Annotated in this window: 16 protein-coding genes; 15 read left to right on the forward strand and 1 reads right to left on the reverse strand. The window is 35.2% G+C overall.

All coding sequences use genetic code 11. From position 1 onward, the window contains the following. Positions 1-14 precede the first annotated feature (14 nt). The 4 genes from nusA to DMA14_RS19675 all read left to right on the forward strand — a co-directional run bounded on the left by nusA (position 15) and on the right by DMA14_RS19675 (position 5,806). The gene (nusA, locus tag DMA14_RS19660) at positions 15-1,268 is read left to right on the forward strand and encodes a transcription termination factor NusA (RefSeq protein ID WP_095927936.1); all 1,254 of its coding nucleotides are present in this window, start codon (positions 15-17) and stop codon (positions 1,266-1,268) included. A 58-nt stretch (positions 1,269-1,326) separates the two neighbouring features. Next, the gene (infB, locus tag DMA14_RS19665; protein WP_111426221.1) at positions 1,327-4,200 is read left to right on the forward strand and encodes a translation initiation factor IF-2; all 2,874 of its coding nucleotides are present in this window, start codon (positions 1,327-1,329) and stop codon (positions 4,198-4,200) included. A gap of 224 nt (positions 4,201-4,424) precedes the next feature. Beyond that, positions 4,425-5,222 (forward strand): acid phosphatase, encoded by a 798-nt coding sequence (locus DMA14_RS19670; RefSeq protein WP_238990010.1) that lies wholly within the window; start codon positions 4,425-4,427, stop codon positions 5,220-5,222. 71 nt (positions 5,223-5,293) lie between these two features. Next, on the forward strand, positions 5,294-5,806 hold the full coding sequence (locus DMA14_RS19675; protein WP_111426223.1) for a DUF4920 domain-containing protein: 513 nt from the start codon (positions 5,294-5,296) through the stop codon (positions 5,804-5,806). 77 nt (positions 5,807-5,883) lie between these two features. Here the strand turns inward: DMA14_RS19675 and DMA14_RS19680 are convergent, their stop codons facing one another. After that, on the reverse strand, positions 5,884-6,273 hold the full coding sequence (locus tag DMA14_RS19680) for an SPOR domain-containing protein (RefSeq protein ID WP_111426224.1): 390 nt from the start codon (positions 6,271-6,273) through the stop codon (positions 5,884-5,886). Positions 6,274-6,493: 220 nt separating this feature from the next. Here DMA14_RS19680 and DMA14_RS19685 point away from each other — a divergent pair, with 220 nt between their 5' ends. The 11 genes from DMA14_RS19685 (at position 6,494) to queG (ending at position 21,296) form a co-directional block, all read left to right on the forward strand. Continuing rightward, entirely contained in the window at positions 6,494-7,828 is a 1,335-nt protein-coding gene (locus DMA14_RS19685) for a c-type cytochrome (RefSeq protein ID WP_111426253.1), read from the forward strand. Positions 7,829-7,860: 32 nt separating this feature from the next. Further along, positions 7,861-10,911 carry a TAT-variant-translocated molybdopterin oxidoreductase gene (locus tag DMA14_RS19690; protein ID WP_111426225.1) on the forward strand — a complete coding sequence of 1,017 codons (3,051 nt, stop codon included), beginning with the start codon at positions 7,861-7,863 and terminating at the stop codon, positions 10,909-10,911. A gap of 34 nt (positions 10,912-10,945) precedes the next feature. Then, on the forward strand, positions 10,946-12,349 hold the full coding sequence (nrfD, locus tag DMA14_RS19695; protein ID WP_008466839.1) for an NrfD/PsrC family molybdoenzyme membrane anchor subunit: 1,404 nt from the start codon (positions 10,946-10,948) through the stop codon (positions 12,347-12,349). Continuing rightward, complete coding sequence (locus tag DMA14_RS19700; RefSeq protein ID WP_111379238.1) at positions 12,342-12,866, forward strand: DUF3341 domain-containing protein; 525 nt, start codon at positions 12,342-12,344, stop codon at positions 12,864-12,866. Before nrfD ends, DMA14_RS19700 begins: the two co-directional genes overlap by 8 nt. Before the next feature lie 8 nt (positions 12,867-12,874). Further along, positions 12,875-13,420 carry a c-type cytochrome gene (locus DMA14_RS19705; RefSeq protein WP_111426226.1) on the forward strand — a complete coding sequence of 182 codons (546 nt, stop codon included), beginning with the start codon at positions 12,875-12,877 and terminating at the stop codon, positions 13,418-13,420. Positions 13,421-13,447: 27 nt separating this feature from the next. Then, positions 13,448-14,842 carry a cation-translocating P-type ATPase gene (locus DMA14_RS19710; RefSeq protein WP_111368074.1) on the forward strand — a complete coding sequence of 465 codons (1,395 nt, stop codon included), beginning with the start codon at positions 13,448-13,450 and terminating at the stop codon, positions 14,840-14,842. A gap of 19 nt (positions 14,843-14,861) precedes the next feature. Beyond that, positions 14,862-16,052 carry a cytochrome c oxidase subunit II gene (locus DMA14_RS19715; protein WP_111426227.1) on the forward strand — a complete coding sequence of 397 codons (1,191 nt, stop codon included), beginning with the start codon at positions 14,862-14,864 and terminating at the stop codon, positions 16,050-16,052. 30 nt (positions 16,053-16,082) lie between these two features. Continuing rightward, positions 16,083-17,885, forward strand: a complete 1,803-nt coding sequence (locus DMA14_RS19720) for a cytochrome c oxidase subunit I (RefSeq protein ID WP_111368034.1) — start codon at positions 16,083-16,085, stop codon at positions 17,883-17,885. Positions 17,886-17,992: 107 nt separating this feature from the next. Continuing rightward, complete coding sequence (gene ruvB / locus DMA14_RS19725) at positions 17,993-19,015, forward strand: Holliday junction branch migration DNA helicase RuvB (RefSeq protein ID WP_111426228.1); 1,023 nt, start codon at positions 17,993-17,995, stop codon at positions 19,013-19,015. Between the two features lie 11 nt (positions 19,016-19,026). Continuing rightward, positions 19,027-20,373, forward strand: coding sequence for a cytochrome P450 (locus DMA14_RS19730; protein WP_111426229.1), 1,347 nt, complete (start codon positions 19,027-19,029; stop codon positions 20,371-20,373). Next, positions 20,373-21,296, forward strand: a complete 924-nt coding sequence (gene queG, locus DMA14_RS19735) for a tRNA epoxyqueuosine(34) reductase QueG (protein ID WP_111426230.1) — start codon at positions 20,373-20,375, stop codon at positions 21,294-21,296. Before DMA14_RS19730 ends, queG begins: the two co-directional genes overlap by 1 nt. The last annotated feature ends 105 nt before the right edge of the window (positions 21,297-21,401 follow it).

The raw sequence follows: 21,401 nt of genomic DNA on the forward strand, positions 1-21,401 counted from the left end.
ATTAAAAAATTCGCATGGAAAATTTAGCATTAATCGATTCATTCTCAGAGTTTAAAGACAATAAACTTATTGATCGTGTAACGCTTATGGCAATTTTAGAGGACGTATTTAGAAATGCATTAAAGAAAAAATACGGTTCAGATGAAAATTTCGATATCATTATAAACCCTGATAAAGGAGATATGGAAATTTGGAGAAGAAGAGTAATTGTTGCTGATGAGGATCTTGATTTTGAAAATGAGGAAATTACATTGACTGAAGCAAGAAAAATTGAAGCGGATTTTGAAATTGGTGAAGAGGTTTCTGAAGAAGTAAAGTTGATTGATTTAGGAAGAAGAGCTATCTTAGCGCTTCGCCAGAATCTTATATCTAAAATTCACGAACACGATAATACAAACTTATACAAACAGTTTAAAGATATTATCGGGGATATTTATACAGCCGAAGTGCACCACGTACGTCCTAGAGTAGTTATCTTGGTTGATGATGAAGGAAATGAGATTGTGCTTCCAAAAGAAAAACAAATTCCGTCAGATTTCTTCCGTAAAGGAGATAATGTTCGTGGAATCATTGAAAGCGTTGAATTAAAAGGAAATAAACCTCAAATTATTATGTCTAGAACCTCAGAAAAGTTCTTGGAGAAATTATTTGAGCAAGAAATTCCAGAAGTTTTTGATGGTTTAATTACGGTTAAAAACGTAGTTCGTATTCCAGGTGAAAAAGCAAAAGTAGCTGTTGATTCTTACGATGATAGAATTGATCCAGTTGGAGCTTGTGTGGGAATGAAGGGTTCTCGTATTCACGGAATTGTTCGCGAATTAGGAAATGAAAATATTGATGTAATCAATTATACAAACAATATTCAATTATTTATAACAAGAGCTTTAAGCCCTGCTAAAGTTTCTTCAATCAAAATCGATGAAGATAACAAACGAGCTGAAGTGTTCTTGAAATTAGAAGAGGTTTCTAAAGCAATTGGTAGAGGTGGTCACAATATCAAATTAGCTGGTCAGTTGACAGGTTATGAGTTAGATGTTATTCGTGAAGGAGATGTTGCCGGTACTGTTGCAGATGAAGACGATGTTGAATTAACAGAGTTCTCAGATGAGATCGAAGAGTGGGTAATTGAAGAGTTTGCAAAAATCGGTTTAGATACTGCGAAAAGTATCTTGAAACACGACGTAGAAGATTTAGTAAGAAGAACAGACTTAGAAGAGGAAACGATTCTAGATGTTATGAAGATACTAAAAGAAGAGTTTGATAATTAAGCAATAGCTTACATCTGCTCTAACAACACAACGAAAAAGGTAATAATAAAAAGGTTATATGTCTGAAGAGAGAGTAATAAGAATAAACAAGGTTTTAAGGGAATTAAATATTTCGTTAGAAAGAGCTGTAGATTATCTAAAAGATAAGGGAATTGCTATTGATGCAAATCCAAATGCAAAAATTTCTGATAGCGAATTTAATATCCTTCAAAGCCAATTTGCGGGCGATAAGGGGAACAAGGAGGCTTCTAAAGAGGTTGGAGAAGAAAAAAGAAAGGAAAAAGAAGCATTACGTGTAGAGCGTGAGAAAGAAATTGAAGACAAACGCAGACAAGAAGAAGAGCGTCAAAAACAGCAAGAAATAATTAAAGCAAGAGCAGTCGTTTCCGGGCCTGTACAAGTTGGTAAAATTGACTTAAATCCAAAAAAACCTGCGATTACTCCTTCTGAGGAAGCAGCTAAGGTTGAAGAACCAAAAGTTGTTGCTGCGCCTGTGCAGCCAGAAAAACCTGTTCAAAATGAAACAGTAAAATCTGAACCAGTTGTTTCAACTCCTGTTTCTGAAACTAAAAAAGAAGAACCTATTATTACTGAGAAAAAAGAAGTTAAAGCAGAATCTAAAGTTGCGCAGGAGCCTATCGTGTCTACTGATCCAACAACTTCAGAGGAAACTATTACGACTCAATATCAAAAGCTTACTGGAACGACTCTTACAGGTCAGACAATTGATTTATCTCAATTTAATAAACCTAAGAAAAAGAAAGAAGATCCTAAAGCGGCTCAGAATAAACCTGGAGCTCCTGGAGTTGGCAATAATAATAACGCAAATAAAAACAAGCGTAAAAGAATTGGTCCAAAACCGGGTACGCCTGGTGCGCCAAAACCTGCGACGGGTAATGCGCCTGGAACTCCAAATCCAAATAAACCTGCTCAAGGTAATAATGGTGGAGGTTTTAATGCTAACAGAAGTCAAAGACCTGGTTTTGTAAAAGGAAACCGTCCTGCAATTGTTGCTAAAGTTGAGCCAACAGAAGAAGAAGTAAAAAACCAAATTAGAGAAACTCTTGAAAAACTTCAAGGTAAAGGAGGAAAATCTAAAGCGGCAAAATATAGAAGAGATAAAAGAGAAACACACCGTCAGAAATCTGATGATGAGCAAAGAGCTCTTGACGAAGGAAGTAAAACGATTAAAGTTACAGAGTTCGTTACTGTAGGTGAAATTGCAATCATGATGGATGTGCCGATTACTAAAGTAATTGGAACTTGTATGTCTCTTGGTATCATGGTAACCATGAACCAACGTCTAGATGCTGAAACATTAACTATTGTAGCAGATGAATTTGGTTATGATGTTGAATTCATTACAGTAGATATTGAAGAAGCTATAGAAGTTGTAGAAGATAGAGAAGAAGATTTAGTAACAAGAGCGCCAATTGTGACAGTAATGGGTCATGTTGACCACGGTAAGACATCTTTGCTGGATTATATTCGTAAAGAAAATGTAATTGCTGGTGAGTCAGGAGGTATTACTCAGCACATTGGAGCGTATGGAGTTACTTTAGATAACGGACAAAAAATAGCATTTTTAGATACTCCGGGTCACGAGGCGTTTACAGCGATGCGTGCGCGTGGAGCTCAAGTTACAGATATTGCTATTATCGTAGTTGCGGCGGATGATGATATCATGCCACAAACAAAAGAGGCAATTTCTCACGCACAAGCTGCGGGAGTGCCAATTATATTTGCAATCAATAAAATTGATAAACCAAACGCGAATGTTGATAAAATTAAAGAGCGTTTGGCTGGTATGAATTTACTTGTTGAAGATTGGGGTGGAAAAATTCAGTCACACGATATTTCTGCAAAAGTCGGAACAGGGGTTAAAGAATTATTGGAGAAAGTTTTATTAGAAGCAGAGATTTTAGATCTAAAAGCAAATCCAAATAAAGCAGCTCAAGGGACTGTTGTTGAGGCTTACTTAGATAAAGGAAAAGGATATGTGTCTACGATTTTAGTACAGCAAGGTACTTTGAAAATTGGAGATTATATGTTGGCTGGTAAACACCATGGTAAAGTTAAAGCAATGCATGATGAAAGAGGACATACTATTTTAAGTGCTGGTCCTTCGACTCCGGTATCTGTTTTAGGTTTAGATGGAGCTCCAACAGCGGGTGATAAGTTTAATGTATTTGAAGATGAAAAAGAAGCAAAACAAATTGCATCTAAACGTTCTCAATTAATGCGTGAACAATCTGTACGTACTCAAAGACATATTACGCTTGATGAAATTGGACGTCGTATCGCTCTTGGTCAGTTTAAAGAATTGAATGTAATTCTTAAAGGAGACGTGGATGGTTCTGTTGAAGCATTATCAGACTCGTTCTCTAAACTTTCGACAGAAGAAGTTCAAATCAATATTATCCATAAAGGTGTTGGGGCGATTACAGAAACAGATGTTAACTTGGCTTCTGCTTCAGATGCAATCATCATCGGATTTAACGTTCGTCCTGCAGGAAATGCTAGACAGCTTGCAGATAAAGAAGAAATTGATATCCGTTACTATTCTATTATTTATGCGGCAATCGATGACTTGAAAGATGCGATGGAAGGAATGTTAGCGCCAGAAATGAAAGAAGAAGTTTTAGGTAATGCTGAAATTCGTGAGATTTTCAAAATTTCTAAAGTGGGTTCAATTGCTGGATGTATGGTAACTGATGGTAAAATCTTGAGAACTTCTAAAATTAGAGTTATTAGAGATGGCGTTGTTGTTCATACAGGAGAGTTAGTTGCCTTGAAACGTTTCAAAGACGATGTGAAAGAAGTAACTAAAGGTTACGATTGTGGTATCCAAATAAAAGGATTTAATGATATCGAAATTAATGACGTTATCGAAGCTTACCATGAAGTAGCAATCAAAAAGAAATTGAAATAAAATTCAATTGATATATTTAAAAGTCCCAATGAAAGTTGGGACTTTTTTTGTTTTGGTTTTATGTATAGTGATTCTGCGGTCATGAGAATAATTTTTATAAATGTGTTTCATTTTATAATATGAAACCTAAATGAAAGATTTGGCAACAGTTCGGTTAGTAGGTTATTTGTTTCTTTGTGCAGGAATTTTCTTTTTTAATATTAAATGCATGTGAAAGAATATTGTTGAATAAAAATATTTGTACTGATATGAGGATAAGGATAAATCATATTGTGAACGCAATTTTTGGCAGGAGTTTTAAATCGGAGAATCCTGTTAGTAATTTTACAAATGTTCAGCAGTTAAGAGAAATAATGCCTGCCTTGTTAGAAGGATATTTGTCTGAAGCAGAAATGCCAAACAGTCTTCTTTTGTTATCACCGCCTCCAGCAAACGACTCAAATCTTTTTGAATCAGATCTAGAGCATGCAAGAAAGGCTCTGGAGTCTAAAGATGATGAGCGTTTTTTACAAGCAGCAAGAGATGCAGATTTGTCTTTTCCTTTTGCAGTTAAGTTATTTGAGCCAATTATAGGTATAGCAATTAGTGAGTCAAATACCCCTAAGCTTTATGTATTGATGCGAAGGGTTATGACAGATGCGGGATTGTCTACTTATGCTGCAAAAAATCATTATAAGCGCGAGCGACCGTTTATGGTTAATAATCAAAAAACATGCACTCCAGATCAGGAAAATATATTGTATAAAGTAGGGTCGTTTCCTTCGGGTCATGCTGCAGTTGGTTGGGCATGGTCATTGGTTTTGATCAAGCTTTTTCCAGAGAAAGAGAAGGAGATTTTAAAGCGCGGATATGATTTTGGCGAAAGTCGTGTTGTTTGTAATGCGCATTGGGATAGTGATGTAAGGATGGGGAGGGTTATGGGGCAGGCGGCTGTTGATTGCCTGTGGACTAATTCAGCTTTTTTGACTGATTGGAATAGTGTTGGAAAAGAGATACAACAGATTTTAGATTCGAACTCCTAAAGTGAAGTCGTTGTGAATTTGGTGACGTATTTCAAATTTTAATATTATTTTTGGATATAAATGATGTACAGATGAAAAGAGTTTTAATATATGCGACCTTGTTTTTTATAAGTTTTTCAACAGTATCTTTTTCGCAAGAGAGTGTTGAAAAACCTGCTCCGCCAACAGGGAATGCTTTAGTGGGCGATTATTATGGAGCTGATGTTTCAGAAGTTGTTTTAAATAAGGCGATTTCAGTTGACAAGCTTGAAGGCGAATTAAGCAATGCTAAAAAGCTAGAAGCGATTGCAGTAAAAGGTGAAGTAACTGATGTTTGTGAGAAAAGAGGATGCTGGATAACTCTTAAAACGGAAGATGGAGCATCTTTCTTTGTGAAAATGAAAGATTACGCTTTTTTTGTGCCTACTGCATTAAAAGGTAAAAATGTAGTTTTAGAAGGAAATGCTGAAAAGAAAGTAACTTCGGTTGAAGAGCTTAAGCATTATGCGAAAGATGCTAAGAAAACAAAGGCAGAAATAGATGCGATTAAAATGCCAAAAGAAGAAATACGTTTTTTAGCGAGCGGGATCAAAGTGATAAATTAGATTTAAAAGTTATAATTCTGAAATAGAAGCAAAAAAAGCGAGATATAAAAATCTCGCTTTTTTTGTTTCTACATGAATCATTTTCCAGGTTTAAGCAAGAAAACGCTTTTGTATCTTTTTTTGATTTCGGCTAAATTTCTTTCGGCTTCTATTCTGGTTTTAAAATTTCCAACAATTACTTTGTAATTTGGAGTGCTGAAAATAATTGTTCCGTCAATATCTGAATTTTCTCTTTTGAAATCAGATAAGGTTTTTTTGGCTTCATCACTTTTGCCGCTAAAGATTTGGATTCTATAAGTGTCGTTTGTATTTATTGACGTGTTAATTTTGCGTTTCTCATTTAGTAATTGCTCAAATTTAGGATCTTGCTTCAGTGTTAAATTTTGGTCTTGAGCATTAATATTGTGTGCGAAAGCAATCGTTGTAATTGTTAATAAAAGGCTTTTTGAAGGACTTAAAATTCTCATAATGTGATGGTTTTTATGCAAAAATACTATTTAAAGTTTGAGTGTGAAATTTTAATATTATTTAGAATTGATATAAATTGATAATTAAGACTATTTTAAGGTTTTGAGAATAGTTCATAAGTCGTATTTTTGTGCAAGTTTTAAAAGAGGGTATAGGTTTTTGCTGGATTTAATACAGAAAAAATCATACCAAAAATTAGTAGACAATTATTTATACTATATGAAAAAGGTGGGTAACCATAATTCGATCTCAAGAAAATTGCTGTTTGGCTTATCGCTAACGTTAATTTTCTCCCTAACTTCATTTGCTCAAGATGCTGCTGCTCCGGCGGCGCCTGAGGCTGCTGCGGCTGCTCCAGCTGCAGGAGGCGGTGATCCAGTAAAAGGGAAAGAACTTTTTAATGCAAATTGCGCTGCATGTCACAAATTAGATGCTAAATCAACTGGTCCTGCATTAAGGGGAGTTGCTTCTAAGCATGATATGGCTTGGATTTACAAGTGGGTGCATAACAGTTCTGACATGATTAAGTCAGGTGATGCTGTTGCTGTTAAACTTTTTGAGGAAAATAACAAAGCTGTTATGACTTCATTTCCTCAATTGTCTGAAGGAGATATTGATAATATTATAGCTTATACTTCTGAGCCTAAGGCTGAGCCTGCTGCTGCTGTAGGAGGTGCTGCGACTCCTCCTGGAACAAATGTTCAAGATGGTGCTATTTCGAATAACATTATTTTAGGAGCTCTAGCTCTTGTAATGGCTATTTTGGTTGTGATGTTGTTTATGGTAAACAAGGTTTTAACTAAAGTTGCTAATAAAAACGGTATTGAGGTTGCTCCAAAAGAAGAAAGACTTCCAATCTGGAAAGCTTTCGCTAAAAATCAATTCTTGGTTTTGGTAACTGCAATTTTCTTGCTTTTGGCTAGTGGTTATTTTGTTTACGGATACTTAATGCAAGTAGGTGTAGATCAGAATTATGAACCAATTCAGCCAATTCACTACTCTCACAAAATTCACGCTGGTGATAACGAAATCAATTGTAAATATTGCCACTCTGCTGCGCGTGTAAGTAAAACAGCTGGTATACCTTCTTTAAATGTTTGTATGAACTGTCATAAAAACATTTCAGAGGTTGCTGAAACTACTGCTACACCTGAGTACAGCAAAGCGTTTTACGATGCTCAAATCCAAAAATTATATGATGCTGTTGGATGGGATAAGACTAAGCAAGCTTATACTGGAAAAACAATGCCTGTAAAATGGGTTCGTATTCACAACTTACCTGACTTCGTTTACTTCAACCACTCTCAACACGTTTCTGTTGCAGGTATTGAATGTCAAACTTGTCATGGGCCAGTACAGGAATTTGAAATCATGAAGCAATACTCTAAATTAACAATGGGATGGTGTGTTGATTGCCATAGAAAAACTGATGTTAAGATGGAAGGTAACGCTTACTATGACAAAATTCATGCTGAACTTTCTAAAAAATACGGTGTAGAGAAATTAACTGCAGCGCAAATGGGAGGTTTAGAATGTGGTAAATGCCACTATTAATCGATTTATTAAGATTTTAATATATATATACAATGTCATCAAACAAAAAATACTGGAAAAGTGTTGAGGAGCTAGAAAATAGCTCTATTGTTGAGGCGCTTAGAAATAACGAATTTGTTGAAGAAATTCCTACTGATGAGTTTTTAGGTAATGCAGAAGCTTTAGCTACATCAGGAACTTCACGTCGTGACTTTTTAAAGTACGTAGGGTTTAGTACAGCGGCTGTAACATTAGCTGCTTGCGAAGGTCCTGTTCACAAGTCTATCCCTTATGTATTACAACCAGAGCAAATCATCCCTGGTGTTGCAGATTATTATGCAACTACAGTTTTTGATGGATTTGATTTTGCTAATCTTTTGGTTAAAACTCGTGAAGGTCGTCCAATTAAAATTGAAAACAATACAATTGCAGGAGCTAAATTTTCTGCGAATGCTAGAATTCATGCCTCTATCTTAGGTTTGTATGACAGTGCTCGTTTGAAAGAGCCAAAAGTAGATGGTAAAAATTCTTCTTGGTCAGCTGTAGATTTGAAAATCAAATCAAGTTTAGCAGATGCTAAAGCTAAAGGTGGTCAAGTAGTATTATTAACTAATACTTTAGCAAGTCCATCTACAGAAAAATTAATTGGTGAGTTTATTGCAAAAAATCCAAACGCTAAGCACGTTGTATATGATGCAGTTTCTTCATCTGAAGCTTTAGATGCTTTTGAGGCTGTTTATGGTCAAAGAGCTTTAGTTGATTATGATTTTTCAAAAGCTTCTTTAATTGTATCTGTTGGTGCTGATTTCTTAGGAGATTGGCAAGGTGGAGGATATGATGCTGGATATGCTCAAGGACGTATTCCACAAAACGGAAAAATGTCTCGTCACTTCCAGTTTGAATCAAACATGACATTGTCTGGAGCTGCTGCTGATAAGCGTGTTCCAATGACTGTAGCTGCTCAAAAGCAAGCTTTAGTTCAAATTTATAATATTATTGTAGGTGCTTCTATTCCTGTAGCTTTAGAAGGAAACTTTAAAACTGAAGTAGTAAAAGCTGCGCAACAGCTTAAAGCTGCTGGTTCAAAAGGTGTTTTAGTATCTGGAATTGAAGATAAAAATGCTCAATTATTAGTTTTAGCTATCAATCAAGTATTGGCTAGTGAAGCTTTTAGTACTGCTGGAGCAAGACAAATTAGAAAAGGTTCTAATGCTGTCGTTGCACAGCTAATTAAAGATTTGAATGCTGGAAGTGTTCATACTTTAATTATGAGCGGAGTTAATCCTGTTTACACTTTAGCTGATTCAGCTTCTTTTGTTTCTGGATTGAAAAAAGTTAAAACATCAGTTGCTTTTTCATTAAAAGAAGATGAAACTGCATCAATTGTTTCAATTGCTGCGCCAGCTCCTCACTATTTAGAGTCTTGGGGAGATCTTGAGCTTACAAGCGGAACATATAGCTTAACTCAGCCTACAATCCGTCCTATTTTCAATACAAAACAATTTCAAGATGTTTTATTGTCTGTAAACGGTACTGCTGGTACTTATTATGACTACTTGAAAGCAAATTCTGGAGCTTATACTGCAGGTGCTTCTTGGAATAAAGTATTACATGATGGTGTAGCTGTTCTTGGTGCTACGGCATTATCTGGAGGTGCTATTGACGCTGCTACAGCTGCAAATGCTGTTGCAAAATCTAAATCTGCTGGTGAGTTTGAATTAGTATTATATACTAAAACAGGACTAGGAGATGGACAACATGCTAACAACCCTTGGTTACAAGAGTTTCCAGATCCAATTACAAGAGTTTCTTGGGATAACTACGTTACAGTTTCTAATGCAGATGCTAAAAAACTTGGTTTATCAAATGAAATTGTTGCAAACGGAGGTTTAAACGGTAGCTACGCTACAATTACTGTTGATGGAGCTAAATTGGAAAATGTTCCAGTTATCGTTCAACCAGGTCAAGCAGTTGGTACTTTGGGTCTAGCTCTTGGTTACGGACGTAAAGCAGCTCTTAAAGAAGAAATGCAAGTAGGTTTAAATGCTTACGCTTTATATAAAGGTTTCAATAATGTTCAATCTGTATCTATTGTAAAAGCTGGAGGAGTACATGAGTTTGCTTGTGTTCAAGGTCAGAAAACTTTAATGGGTAGAGGAGATATTATTAAAGAAACTACTTTAGAAATATTCAATACTAAAGATGCTGAACATTGGAATGAAAAGCCAATGGTATCTTTAGATCACCAAGAAGTTGAGGCTACTACTGTAGATCTTTGGGAATCATTTGATCGTACAACTGGTCACCACTTCAACCTTTCAATTGACTTAAATGCTTGTACTGGATGTGGAGCTTGTGTTATTGCTTGTCACGCAGAAAACAACGTTCCAGTTGTTGGTAAAGCAGAGGTAAGAAGAAGCCGTGATATGCATTGGTTACGTATCGATAGATATTATTCTTCTGAAAGCACTTTTGAAGGTGATAACGAAAGAAAAGAAGGAATTGCAGGTTTATCTAGTTCATTATCTACATTTAATGAAATGGAAAAAGCAGGAGATAATCCACAAGTTGCATTCCAACCTGTAATGTGTCAACACTGTAACCACGCACCTTGTGAAACAGTTTGTCCTGTTGCAGCGACTTCTCACGGTCGTGAAGGTCAAAACCATATGGCTTACAACAGATGTGTTGGTACTCGTTACTGTGCAAACAACTGTCCATATAAAGTACGTCGTTTTAACTGGTTCTTATACAACAAAAACAGCGAGTTCGATTATCATATGAACGATGATTTAGGCCGTATGGTATTAAATCCTGACGTTAACGTACGTTCTCGTGGTGTTATGGAGAAATGTTCTATGTGTATCCAAATGACACAAGCTACTAAATTAAAAGCTAAAAACGAAGGCCGTCCAGTTAGAGATGGTGAATTCCAAACAGCTTGTTCTAGTGCTTGTTCTTCAGGAGCGATGATATTTGGTGATGTAAATGATAAAGAAAGTAAAGTTGCTAAATTAGCTGCTGACGAAAGATCATACCACTTATTAGAGCATGTAGGTACAAAACCTAATGTGGTTTACCATGTTAAAGTTAGAAATACTTAGTAAAATTATTAATTAAGAAACAATATAAAGGATTATGTCGTCTCACTACGAAGCACCCATTAGAAAACCTTTAGTTATAGGTGATAAATCTTATCACGATGTAACTGTAGATGTAGCTGCACCTGTTGAGGGGCCTGCAAACAAGCAATGGTGGATTGTATTTTCAATCGCATTAATAGCCTTCCTTTGGGGGTTAGGTTGTATAATTTACACCGTATCTACCGGTATCGGAACATGGGGATTAAATAAAACAGTTGGCTGGGCTTGGGATATTACTAACTTCGTTTGGTGGGTTGGTATTGGTCACGCCGGAACATTAATTTCTGCGGTATTATTACTTTTCCGTCAACGTTGGAGAATGGCCATCAACCGTTCTGCTGAAGCAATGACTATTTTCTCAGTAGTACAAGCGGGTCTTTTCCCAATCATTCACATGGGACGTCCATGGTTAGCATACTGGGTATTACCTATTCCAAACCAATTTGGATCTTTATGGGTAAACTTTAACTCACCTTTACTTTGGGACGTATTCGCGATTTCAACGTATCTTTCGGTATCATTAGTTTTCTGGTGGACTGGTTTATTACCTGACTTTGCAATGCTTCGTGATAGAGCTATTACTCCTTTTAACAAAAGAGTTTATTCTATCTTAAGTTTTGGATGGAGCGGTAGAGCAAAAGACTGGCAACGTTTTGAAGAAGTATCTTTAGTATTAGCTGGTTTAGCTACTCCACTTGTACTTTCTGTACACACAATTGTATCTATGGACTTTGCTACTTCTGTAATTCCTGGATGGCATACAACAATTTTCCCTCCATACTTCGTGGCAGGAGCGGTTTTCTCTGGATTCGCGATGGTAAATACATTGTTGATCGTTATGAGAAAAGTATCTAATCTTGAAGCTTACATCACATTACAGCATATCGAATTAATGAATATCATTATCATGATTACTGGATCTATTGTAGGTGTGGCTTACATCACTGAGTTATTCGTAGCTTGGTATTCAGGTGTAGAATATGAGCAATATGCATTCTTAAACAGAGCTACTGGACCTTACTGGTGGGCATATTGGTCAATGATGACATGTAACGTGTTCTCTCCTCAGTTCATGTGGTTCAAAAAATTAAGAACTAGTATCATGTTCTCATTCATCATTTCGATTGTAGTAAACATCGGTATGTGGTTTGAAAGATTCGTAATTATTGTTACTTCTTTACATAGAGATTACCTTCCATCTTCTTGGACAATGTTTTCACCAACATTTGTTGATATTGGAATTTTCATTGGAACAATTGGTTTCTTCTTCGTGTTGTTTTTATTATACTCTAGAACATTCCCTGTAATTGCTCAGGCAGAGGTTAAAACAATTTTGAAAGGAACAGGAGATAATTACATTAGAGAAAGAGCAAACAGTAAAGATTCACATCATGAGTAATAAAGTTATATACGCCATTTATAATGACGATGACGTTTTGATGAGTGCAGTAAAGAAAACTAGAGCTGCTCATCATCATATTGAAGAGGTTTTTACTCCATTTCCGGTTCACGGATTGGATAAAGCCATGGGATTAGCACCAACAAGATTAGCAATATGTGCTTTTTTATATGGATGTGTTGGTATTTCTGTTGCAACAACTATGATGGGATACATCATGATTCACGACTGGCCGCAGGATATTGGAGGTAAACCAAGTTTTAGCTTCATCCAGAATATGCCATCTTTTGTGCCAATTATGTTTGAGATGACTGTATTCTTTGCGGCTCACTTAATGGTAATTACTTTTTACATGAGAAGTAGATTATGGCCTTTTAAAGAAGCTGAAAACCCAGATGTAAGAACAACTGATGACCACTTTTTAATGGAGGTTGCTGTAAATGATAACGAAGCTGAGTTAGTTTCTTTCTTCGAAGGAACTGGAGCTGTTGAAGTTAAAGTAATAGAAAAGAATTAATTGTAGCTATGAAAAGGATATATAAAATAACACTTTTAGTTGGTATAACTATTTTAGTTTCATCTTGCCACAATAATTCGGCACCGAACTATCAGTATTTCCCAAATATGTATGAGTCTGTTGCTTACGAGCCATATTCAGAAGCAAAAATATTTAAGGGAGGAAAAGAAGGACAGCTTCCTGTTGCAGGAACTATCAATAGAGGTTTTGAACCTTATGAATATGAAAATTCAACTGCTGGTTATGAATTAGCAAAAGCTAATTTAAAATCACCTTTAACTGAAGAGGAAAGAAATTCTGGGAAAGGTAAAGAGCTTTTTGAAATTTACTGTATTAGCTGCCATGGTGCTGCTGGTAATGGTAAAGGTAAATTGGTTGAAAGAGAGAAATTTCTTGGAGTACCTAGCTATAAAGACAGAGAGATCACAGAAGGAAGTATCTTTCATGTTGAGACTTATGGTTTAAATGCAATGGGTTCACATGCAAATCAATTAAGTGCTCACGAACGTTGGTTAGTTGCTGACTATGTTCTGAAACTAAGAAGCCAATTATAATTGTTGAACAAACTGATCGTAATAGATATGTATACATTTTCAAGTAAATTAAAAACTTTTTCTATCATCTTAATGGCCGTTGGTTTATTAGGAATTGGGTATGGTTTTTTAAGTGCACCAAAAGATATTCAAGAAGTTGAAAAAATACTAGCTGCAGATGAACATGGTTCACATGGTGCTGCACATGAAGAAAAAGCGGAGGCATCTCACAAAGAAGCAGGTCATCATGAAGCTGCTGAAGCTGGACATGACGCTCACAAAGGAGCTGCACATGCTGAAGTTTCTGGTGCAAATGAGCACGAAAAACATTTAGAGCACGTATTACACCAATTGCAAAATAAGCCTTGGTCTGCTGTATATGTAGCTTGTATTTTCTTTTTACTACTTTCAATGGGGGTTTTAGCTTTCTATGCTATCCAACAAGTTGCTCAAGCAGGTTGGTCTCCAGTTTTGTTTAGAGTTATGCAAGGTATCACAGCTTATTTACCAGCTGGTTCTGTTATCTTCTTTATCATCTTAGTTTTATGCGGATTACACTTTAACCATATCTTTGTTTGGTTAGGTGAAGGTGTAACAGATCCTAAAAACGCTAACTATGATGCAATTATTGCTGGAAAATCTGGCTATTTAAACTTTCCTTTTTGGATTGTAAGAGCAGCTATCTTTTTACTGGGATGGAACTTATACCGTTACTATTCAAGAAAGAACTGCTTGGAGCAAGATGAAGCAAATGATGATCTTTACTACAAAAAGAACTTCAAAGCTTCTGCAGGATTCTTAGTATTCTTCATTGTATCTGAGTCTATTATGGCTTGGGATTGGATTATGTCATTTGACCCGCACTGGTTTAGTACATTGTTTGCTTGGTATGTATTTGCTTCTTTCTTCGTAAGTGGTATTACAACTATTGCATTAGTAACAATTTATTTAAAATCTAAAGGATATTTAGAGTATGTAAATACAAGTCATATCCATGATTTAGCTAAGTTCATGTTTGGTATTAGTGTATTCTGGACTTATTTATGGTTCTCTCAATTTATGTTGATTTGGTACGCTAACATTCCAGAAGAGGTAACTTATTTTGTAACAAGAATTCAATTATATAACCTTCCTTTCTTTGGAGCGGTTGTTATGAACTTTGTTTTCCCATTATTAATATTAATCAATACTGACTTTAAACGCCTTAATTGGGTTGTTGTTATGGCTGGTATTGTAATATTGTTAGGTCATTATGTTGATTTCTTTAATATGATTATGCCTGGTACTGTAGGAGACAAATGGTTTATTGGAGTTCCTGAAATTGCATCGATTCTTTTCTTCTTAGGTCTATTTATATTTGTTGTATTTACTGCATTAACTAAATCTCCTTTGCTTGCAAAAAGAAATCCTTTCATCGAAGAAAGTAAACATTTTCATTATTAATATTTAAAGAAGTAAACAGATGACAAGTTTGTTGGTAATTATAGTTTTAGTTTTATTAGCGGTTGCATTATGGCAATTGACGAAGATATTTGATCTTACGCAGGTAGGAACTTCTTCGGATGATTCTCAAGTTGCATCTGATAATGATAATAATATTCAGGGATATATTATGTTTGGCTTTTTGGCTTTCATTTATATATTTACTATTTATGGTTTACTAAAATGGGGTAATTTGGCACTTCATACTCCTGCTTCTGAGCATGGGCTTTTAGTAGATAATTTAATGAATATTACTTGGGTTTTAATCTTTACAGTTCAAGTTATTACACAAGGTTTGCTTTACTGGTTTTCTTTCAAAAATAGAGGAAACAAAGATAGAAAAGCATTGTTTTTTGCTGATAGTAATAAATTAGAAGCAATCTGGAGTATTATACCATCTGTTGTTTTAGCTTGTTTAATTCTTTACGGATTATATGCTTGGAATAACATCATGTTTGTTGACAAAGATGAAGATGTAATCGAAATTGAATTATATGCTCAACAGTTTAAATGGACAGCAAGATATGCTGGACAAGATAATGTGCTAGGAAAAGCGAATGTACGTTTAATCGAAGGAGTGAATACATTAGGAGTTGATATGTCAGATCCAAATGCTCAAGACGATATCGTAGTTTCAGAATTGCATATTCCTAAAGGTAAAAAAGTTCACTTTAAAATGCGTTCTCAGGATGTATTGCACTCTGCTTACTTCCCTCACTTTAGAGCACAAATGAACTGTGTTCCTGGTATGGTCACTGAATTTGCTTTTGTTCCAACTTATACAACTTCAGAGTACAGAGAGTTACCATTTATGGTTGAGAAAGTAGCACACATTAATAAACTTAGAGCTGAAAAAAGTACTGAGTTAGTTGCAAAAGGAGGTACAGCTTTAGATCCTTATACATTTGATTATTTATTATTATGTAATAAAATCTGTGGAGCTTCTCACTATAACATGCAGATGAAAGTTGTAGTTGATACGCCTGAAGATTACAAAAAATGGTTAAGTGAAAAAACTACTTTAGCTCAGGATATTAAAGCTGCAAAAGCTGCTGAAAAACCAGCTGAAGGAGCTGCACCAACTACAGATACTGCTGCAAAAGTAATTGACACTGTTAAAACTGTTGTTGATACTGTTAAAGCGGCTGTAGCTAAAGTTGCGATGAAATAATATTATTAAGAAAATTTAAAGTACAAATATATGTCAGCAGAAGCGCACGGTCACGATCACGGACACGATCACGAGCACGAACATCATCATAAAGACACGTTCATTACTAAATATATTTTTAGTATTGATCACAAAATGATTGCTAAACAATACTTGATTACTGGTATTGTTATGGGAGTAATTGGGATTGCAATGTCCTTGCTTTTTAGAATGCAATTAGCGTGGCCAGAAGAGTCTTTCAAAATATTTAATGTTTTATTAGGAGATAAATTTGCACCTGATGGTGTAATGGCAAATGATATTTATCTGGCTTTAGTTACAATTCACGGTACCATCATGGTATTCTTTGTACTGACGGCAGGTTTAAGTGGGACGTTTAGTAACTTATTGATTCCGCTTCAAATTGGAGCACGAGATATGGCATCTGGATTTATGAATATGATTTCATACTGGTTGTTTTTCTTATCTGCGGTTGTAATGTTATGTTCATTATTTGTTGAAGCAGGACCAGCATCTGCGGGATGGACAATTTACCCTCCTTTAAGTGCATTGCCACAAGCAATTCCAGGATCAGGAACAGGTATGACATTATGGTTGGTATCTATGGCTATTTTCATCGCATCTTCTTTGATGGGATCTTTAAATTACATTGTTACTGTACTTAACTTAAGAACTAAAGGAATGTCTATGACTAGACTTCCTCTTACAATCTGGACATTTTTCGTAACAGCTATCATTGGTGTTATTTCGTTTCCAGTTTTATTATCTGCAGCTTTATTATTGATTTTTGATAGAAGTTTTGGTACTTCATTCTTCTTATCTGATATCTATATTGCAGGAGAGGTTTTACACTACCAAGGAGGTTCTCCAGTATTGTTTGAGCACTTATTCTGGTTCTTAGGTCACCCTGAGGTTTACATCGTAATCTTACCAGCGATGGGACTTGTTTCAGAAATTATGGCTACAAATGCTCGTAAACCAATTTTCGGTTACAGAGCGATGATTATGTCAGTTCTTGCAATTGCATTCTTGTCAACTATTGTTTGGGGTCACCACATGTTTATTTCAGGTATGAATCCTTTCTTAGGATCTGTATTTACTTTTACAACTTTATTGATTGCAATTCCATCTGCTGTAAAAGCGTTTAACTGGATTACAACTTTATGGAAAGGTAACTTACAGTTTAACCCTGCAATGTTATTCTCTATCGGAATGGTTTCTACTTTCATCACTGGAGGTTTAACAGGGATCATTTTAGGTGATAGTACACTAGATATTAACGTTCACGATACATACTTCGTAATTGCTCACTTTCACTTAGTAATGGGTATCTCTGCACTTTACGGAATGTTTGCGGGTATTTACCATTGGTTCCCTAAAATGTACGGAAGAATGTTAAACAAAAACTTAGGTTATATTCACTTCTGGGTAACTGCAGTTTGTGCTTATGGAGTTTTCTTCCCAATGCACTTCATCGGGTTAGCTGGTTTACCAAGACGTTACTATACAAATACTAACTTCCCGTTATTTGATGATTTACAAAATGTGAATGTTTTAATTACAACATTTGCTCTTGTAGGAGGTGCGTTCCAGTTAGTATTCTTATACAACTTCTTTAGCAGTATTTTCTACGGTAAGAAAGCAGTTCAAAATCCTTGGAAATCTACGACTTTAGAGTGGACAACGCCAGTTGAACATATCCACGGTAACTGGCCAGGAGAAATTCCTCACGTATATCGTTGGCCGTATGACTACAGTAACCCTAATCACGATGTAGATTTTGTTCCTCAAAATGTACCGATGAAAGAAGGTGAAGAAGTTTTACACCACTAAAAGATAATTAAAGGCTGTCAGAAATGACAGCCTTTTTTGTATAGTTAAAATTTTAATCGTTCAGATTAACTGTTTTACAAACTGATTAGTTTATATATCTTTGTGGGATGAATGAAAATCTAGATCCTACTACTAAAGGATATAACTCAGAAGAGTTAGATCTTGAGAAAAGATTGCGTCCGCTGTCATTTGATGATTTTGCTGGACAAGATCAAGTTTTGGAAAATTTAAAAGTCTTTGTTGCCGCAGCTAATCAACGTGGTGAAGCCCTTGATCATGCACTTTTTCATGGCCCTCCTGGTTTAGGAAAAACAACTTTGGCAAATATATTGGCAAATGAATTGCAAGTTGGCATTAAAATTACTTCTGGTCCAGTACTAGACAAGCCAGGTGATTTGGCTGGTTTGCTAACAAACCTTGACGAAAGAGATGTTTTGTTCATTGATGAAATTCACAGGTTAAGTCCTGTTGTCGAAGAGTACTTGTACTCTGCAATGGAAGATTTCAAAATTGATATTATGATTGAATCCGGACCAAATGCGAGAACGGTTCAGATTAATTTGAATCCTTTTACTTTGATTGGAGCAACAACGCGATCAGGATTATTAACGGCACCAATGCGTGCCCGTTTTGGTATATCTTCGCGTTTGCAATATTATACTACAGAACTTTTGACAACAATTGTTGAAAGAAGTGCATCTATTCTAAAAATGCCTATTGACTTAGAAGCTGCAATTGAAATTGCAGGAAGAAGCCGTGGAACTCCTCGTATTGCAAATGCATTATTGAGACGAGTTCGTGATTTCGCACAAATTAAAGGAAATGGAAGAATTGATATAGAAATTTCTAGATATGCATTAAAAGCCTTAAATGTTGATGCTCATGGTCTAGATGAAATGGATAATAAGATACTGCTAACGATTATTAATAAATTTAAAGGTGGTCCTGTTGGTCTTTCAACACTAGCAACAGCTGTAAGTGAAAGTAGTGAAACTATCGAGGAAGTATATGAACCTTTTTTAATTCAAGAAGGATTTATCATGAGAACACCTCGAGGAAGAGAAGTTACGGATAAGGCTTATAAGCATCTTGGTAAAATAAATATAAATAATCAAGGGGAGTTGTTTTAATACGAATAGAAATGTCTATAAGTAAAAAATATAGCTATCCGCCAAAACTTTCTATTTTTAGATTTTTTGTTGATGCCGAGGGAGTTCGAAGAAATCCGATACCGTATCATGAAAAATATTTTGAACGTTTTGGAGACTCTTTTTCTATACGAATTGGAAAATCACGGCACATTATTTTATCAAGAGATAATGATGTTGCTCAATATATACTTCAAAAAAATCAAAAGAATTATTATAAGTCTAAATTCCAGTCTGTTTATCTCTCTAAGTATTTAGGAAAAGGTCTTTTAACGGTTGATGGAGAATTTTGGCTTAAACAAAGAAGACTTATTCAGCCTGCTTTTCATAAACAAAAAATGAATCAGTTGGTTGAAAACATGAAACTAACTATTGTTTCTGAACTAAAAGAAATTGTTATAGATAAAGAAGTTGATCTTTTTCCTATGATGAGTGAAGTGGCATTTAATGTTGTAGCTAAATCATTATTTCAATTTTCTATTGAAGAGGAAAAGTTAGATAGGATAAAATATATTATTGAGGCAGTTCAGAATTTTCTAATTAAAGAAATTAGATTGCCACATAAAGTATGGTGGTTTTCGATTAGTGGCCAGGTAAAAAAGCATCTTCAATTGGCAGAGGAAAACAATGCAATCATTAGAGGTATTATAGAAGAAAGAGTTGCTTCTCAAAATGAAGTTAATGATTTACTGAACATGCTGTTGGAAACTCGTTATGAAGATTCAGGTGAGGGTATGTCTATTGAGCAGTTAATAGATGAAATAAAAATTCTCTTTATAGCTGGCCATGAAACAACTGCTAATGCTTTGACTTTTACATTGCAGTTACTCGGAAGTCATTTAGATGTACAACAAAAGGTATTTGAAGAAATTCTTAAAGTTGAATCGGAAAGTGAGAATGTTGTAGAACAGCTCCAAAAAATGACATATATAAATGCGGTTTTGAATGAATCAATGCGTTTGTATCCGCCTGCTTGGATTACAGACCGAGAAAATGTTGAAGATGATGTTTTAGGAAAATTTAATATCAAAAAAGATACTTTAATTGGTGTTTCTTTTTACGAGTTACATAGAAATCCGAAATATTGGGATAATCCAGATCAATTCAATCCAGATCGTTTTTTAGGGGAGCAGAAAAAACATTCTATGCAATATTTTTATCCTTTCGGAGCAGGGCCAAGAATGTGTATTGGGGCTGGTTTCGCTATTTATGAAATGTGTTTAGCGATTTCTTATATAGTTAAAAAGTATAAAATCGTTTCAGTAGAAAATACGGTCAAGTTTAATCCGTTAATTACCTTAAAACCTGTTAGTATTGAAGTTGTTTTTTCTGAGAGATAATGATTAATTCTAAAGAGAAATATTCGAAATTTATAAAAGAAGAGGCCAAAAGACTTGGTTTTCTTTCTTGCGGTATTTCTAAAGCTGGTTTTTTGGAGGATGAAGCGCCGCGACTTGAAAATTGGTTAAAGAATAATCGGAATGGTCAGATGACTTATATGGAGAACCATTTTGATAAACGTTTGGATCCTACTTTATTGGTTGACGATGGCAAAAGTGTTGTATCGCTTTTGCTGAATTATTATCCAGATTCAACACAAAATAGTGAAAGTTATAAAATCTCAAAGTATGCGTACGGACAAGACTATCATTTTGTAATTAAAGATAAGCTGAAAGAACTTCTTCATTCTATTCAAGAAAATATAGGTGAAGTTTCTGGTCGCGCTTTTGTCGATTCGGCACCTGTTTTAGATAAAGCTTGGGCGGCGAAAAGTGGTTTGGGTTGGATTGGAAAAAATAGTAATTTAATTACTCAAAAAGTGGGTTCTTTTTACTTCATTGCTGAACTTATTATTGATTTAGAATTAGAATACGATCATGCTGTAACAGATCACTGCGGTACTTGCACAGCTTGTATTGATGCCTGTCCCACACAGGCAATTGTAGCTCCCTACATTGTTGATGGAAGTAAATGCATTTCTTATTACACCATCGAATTAAAAGAAAACCTTCCCGAAGAAATGAAAGGAAAATTTGATGAATGGATGTTTGGCTGTGATACCTGCCAAGATGTTTGCCCTTGGAATCGATTTTCAAAACCACACTCAGAGCCTTTGTTTAATCCGAATCCAGACTTGCTTTCTTTTACAAAAAAAGACTGGTTAGAGATTACAGAGGAAACTTTTCGAACAGTCTTTAAAAATTCTCCTATCAAAAGAACCAAGTTTGATGGTTTAAAACGTAATATTAAATTTTTACAATAGCACTTGCTATTTAGAGTTTTATTATGTTGTTGATTTTCAATGTTTTCGTTGAGAATGCACTTTGTTTTTCGTTTTTTTTTTCTTTCTTACGTTTAATTACTTATT

Origin of the sequence: Flavobacterium sharifuzzamanii (assembly GCF_003254585.1) — a bacterium.
GTDB lineage: Bacteria > Bacteroidota > Bacteroidia > Flavobacteriales > Flavobacteriaceae > Flavobacterium > Flavobacterium sharifuzzamanii.

Bases quoted from the DNA above. Each gene is read 5' to 3' on its own strand.
- DMA14_RS19720 (WP_111368034.1), top strand. From the start codon at position 16,083: ATGTCAGCAGAAGCGCACGGTCACGATCACGGACACGATCACGAGCAC.
- DMA14_RS19700 (WP_111379238.1), top strand. From the start codon at position 12,342: ATGAGTAATAAAGTTATATACGCCATTTATAATGACGATGACGTTTTG.
- DMA14_RS19730 (WP_111426229.1), top strand. From the start codon at position 19,027: ATGTCTATAAGTAAAAAATATAGCTATCCGCCAAAACTTTCTATTTTT.
- ruvB (WP_111426228.1), top strand. From the start codon at position 17,993: ATGAATGAAAATCTAGATCCTACTACTAAAGGATATAACTCAGAAGAG.
- infB (WP_111426221.1), top strand. From the start codon at position 1,327: ATGTCTGAAGAGAGAGTAATAAGAATAAACAAGGTTTTAAGGGAATTA.
- DMA14_RS19685 (WP_111426253.1), top strand. From the start codon at position 6,494: ATGAAAAAGGTGGGTAACCATAATTCGATCTCAAGAAAATTGCTGTTT.
- DMA14_RS19675 (WP_111426223.1), top strand. From the start codon at position 5,294: ATGAAAAGAGTTTTAATATATGCGACCTTGTTTTTTATAAGTTTTTCA.
- nrfD (WP_008466839.1), top strand. From the start codon at position 10,946: ATGTCGTCTCACTACGAAGCACCCATTAGAAAACCTTTAGTTATAGGT.
- DMA14_RS19710 (WP_111368074.1), top strand. From the start codon at position 13,448: ATGTATACATTTTCAAGTAAATTAAAAACTTTTTCTATCATCTTAATG.
- DMA14_RS19690 (WP_111426225.1), top strand. From the start codon at position 7,861: ATGTCATCAAACAAAAAATACTGGAAAAGTGTTGAGGAGCTAGAAAAT.
- DMA14_RS19705 (WP_111426226.1), top strand. From the start codon at position 12,875: ATGAAAAGGATATATAAAATAACACTTTTAGTTGGTATAACTATTTTA.
- DMA14_RS19680 (WP_111426224.1), bottom strand. From the start codon at position 6,273: ATGAGAATTTTAAGTCCTTCAAAAAGCCTTTTATTAACAATTACAACG.
- DMA14_RS19715 (WP_111426227.1), top strand. From the start codon at position 14,862: ATGACAAGTTTGTTGGTAATTATAGTTTTAGTTTTATTAGCGGTTGCA.
- queG (WP_111426230.1), top strand. From the start codon at position 20,373: ATGATTAATTCTAAAGAGAAATATTCGAAATTTATAAAAGAAGAGGCC.
- nusA (WP_095927936.1), top strand. From the start codon at position 15: ATGGAAAATTTAGCATTAATCGATTCATTCTCAGAGTTTAAAGACAAT.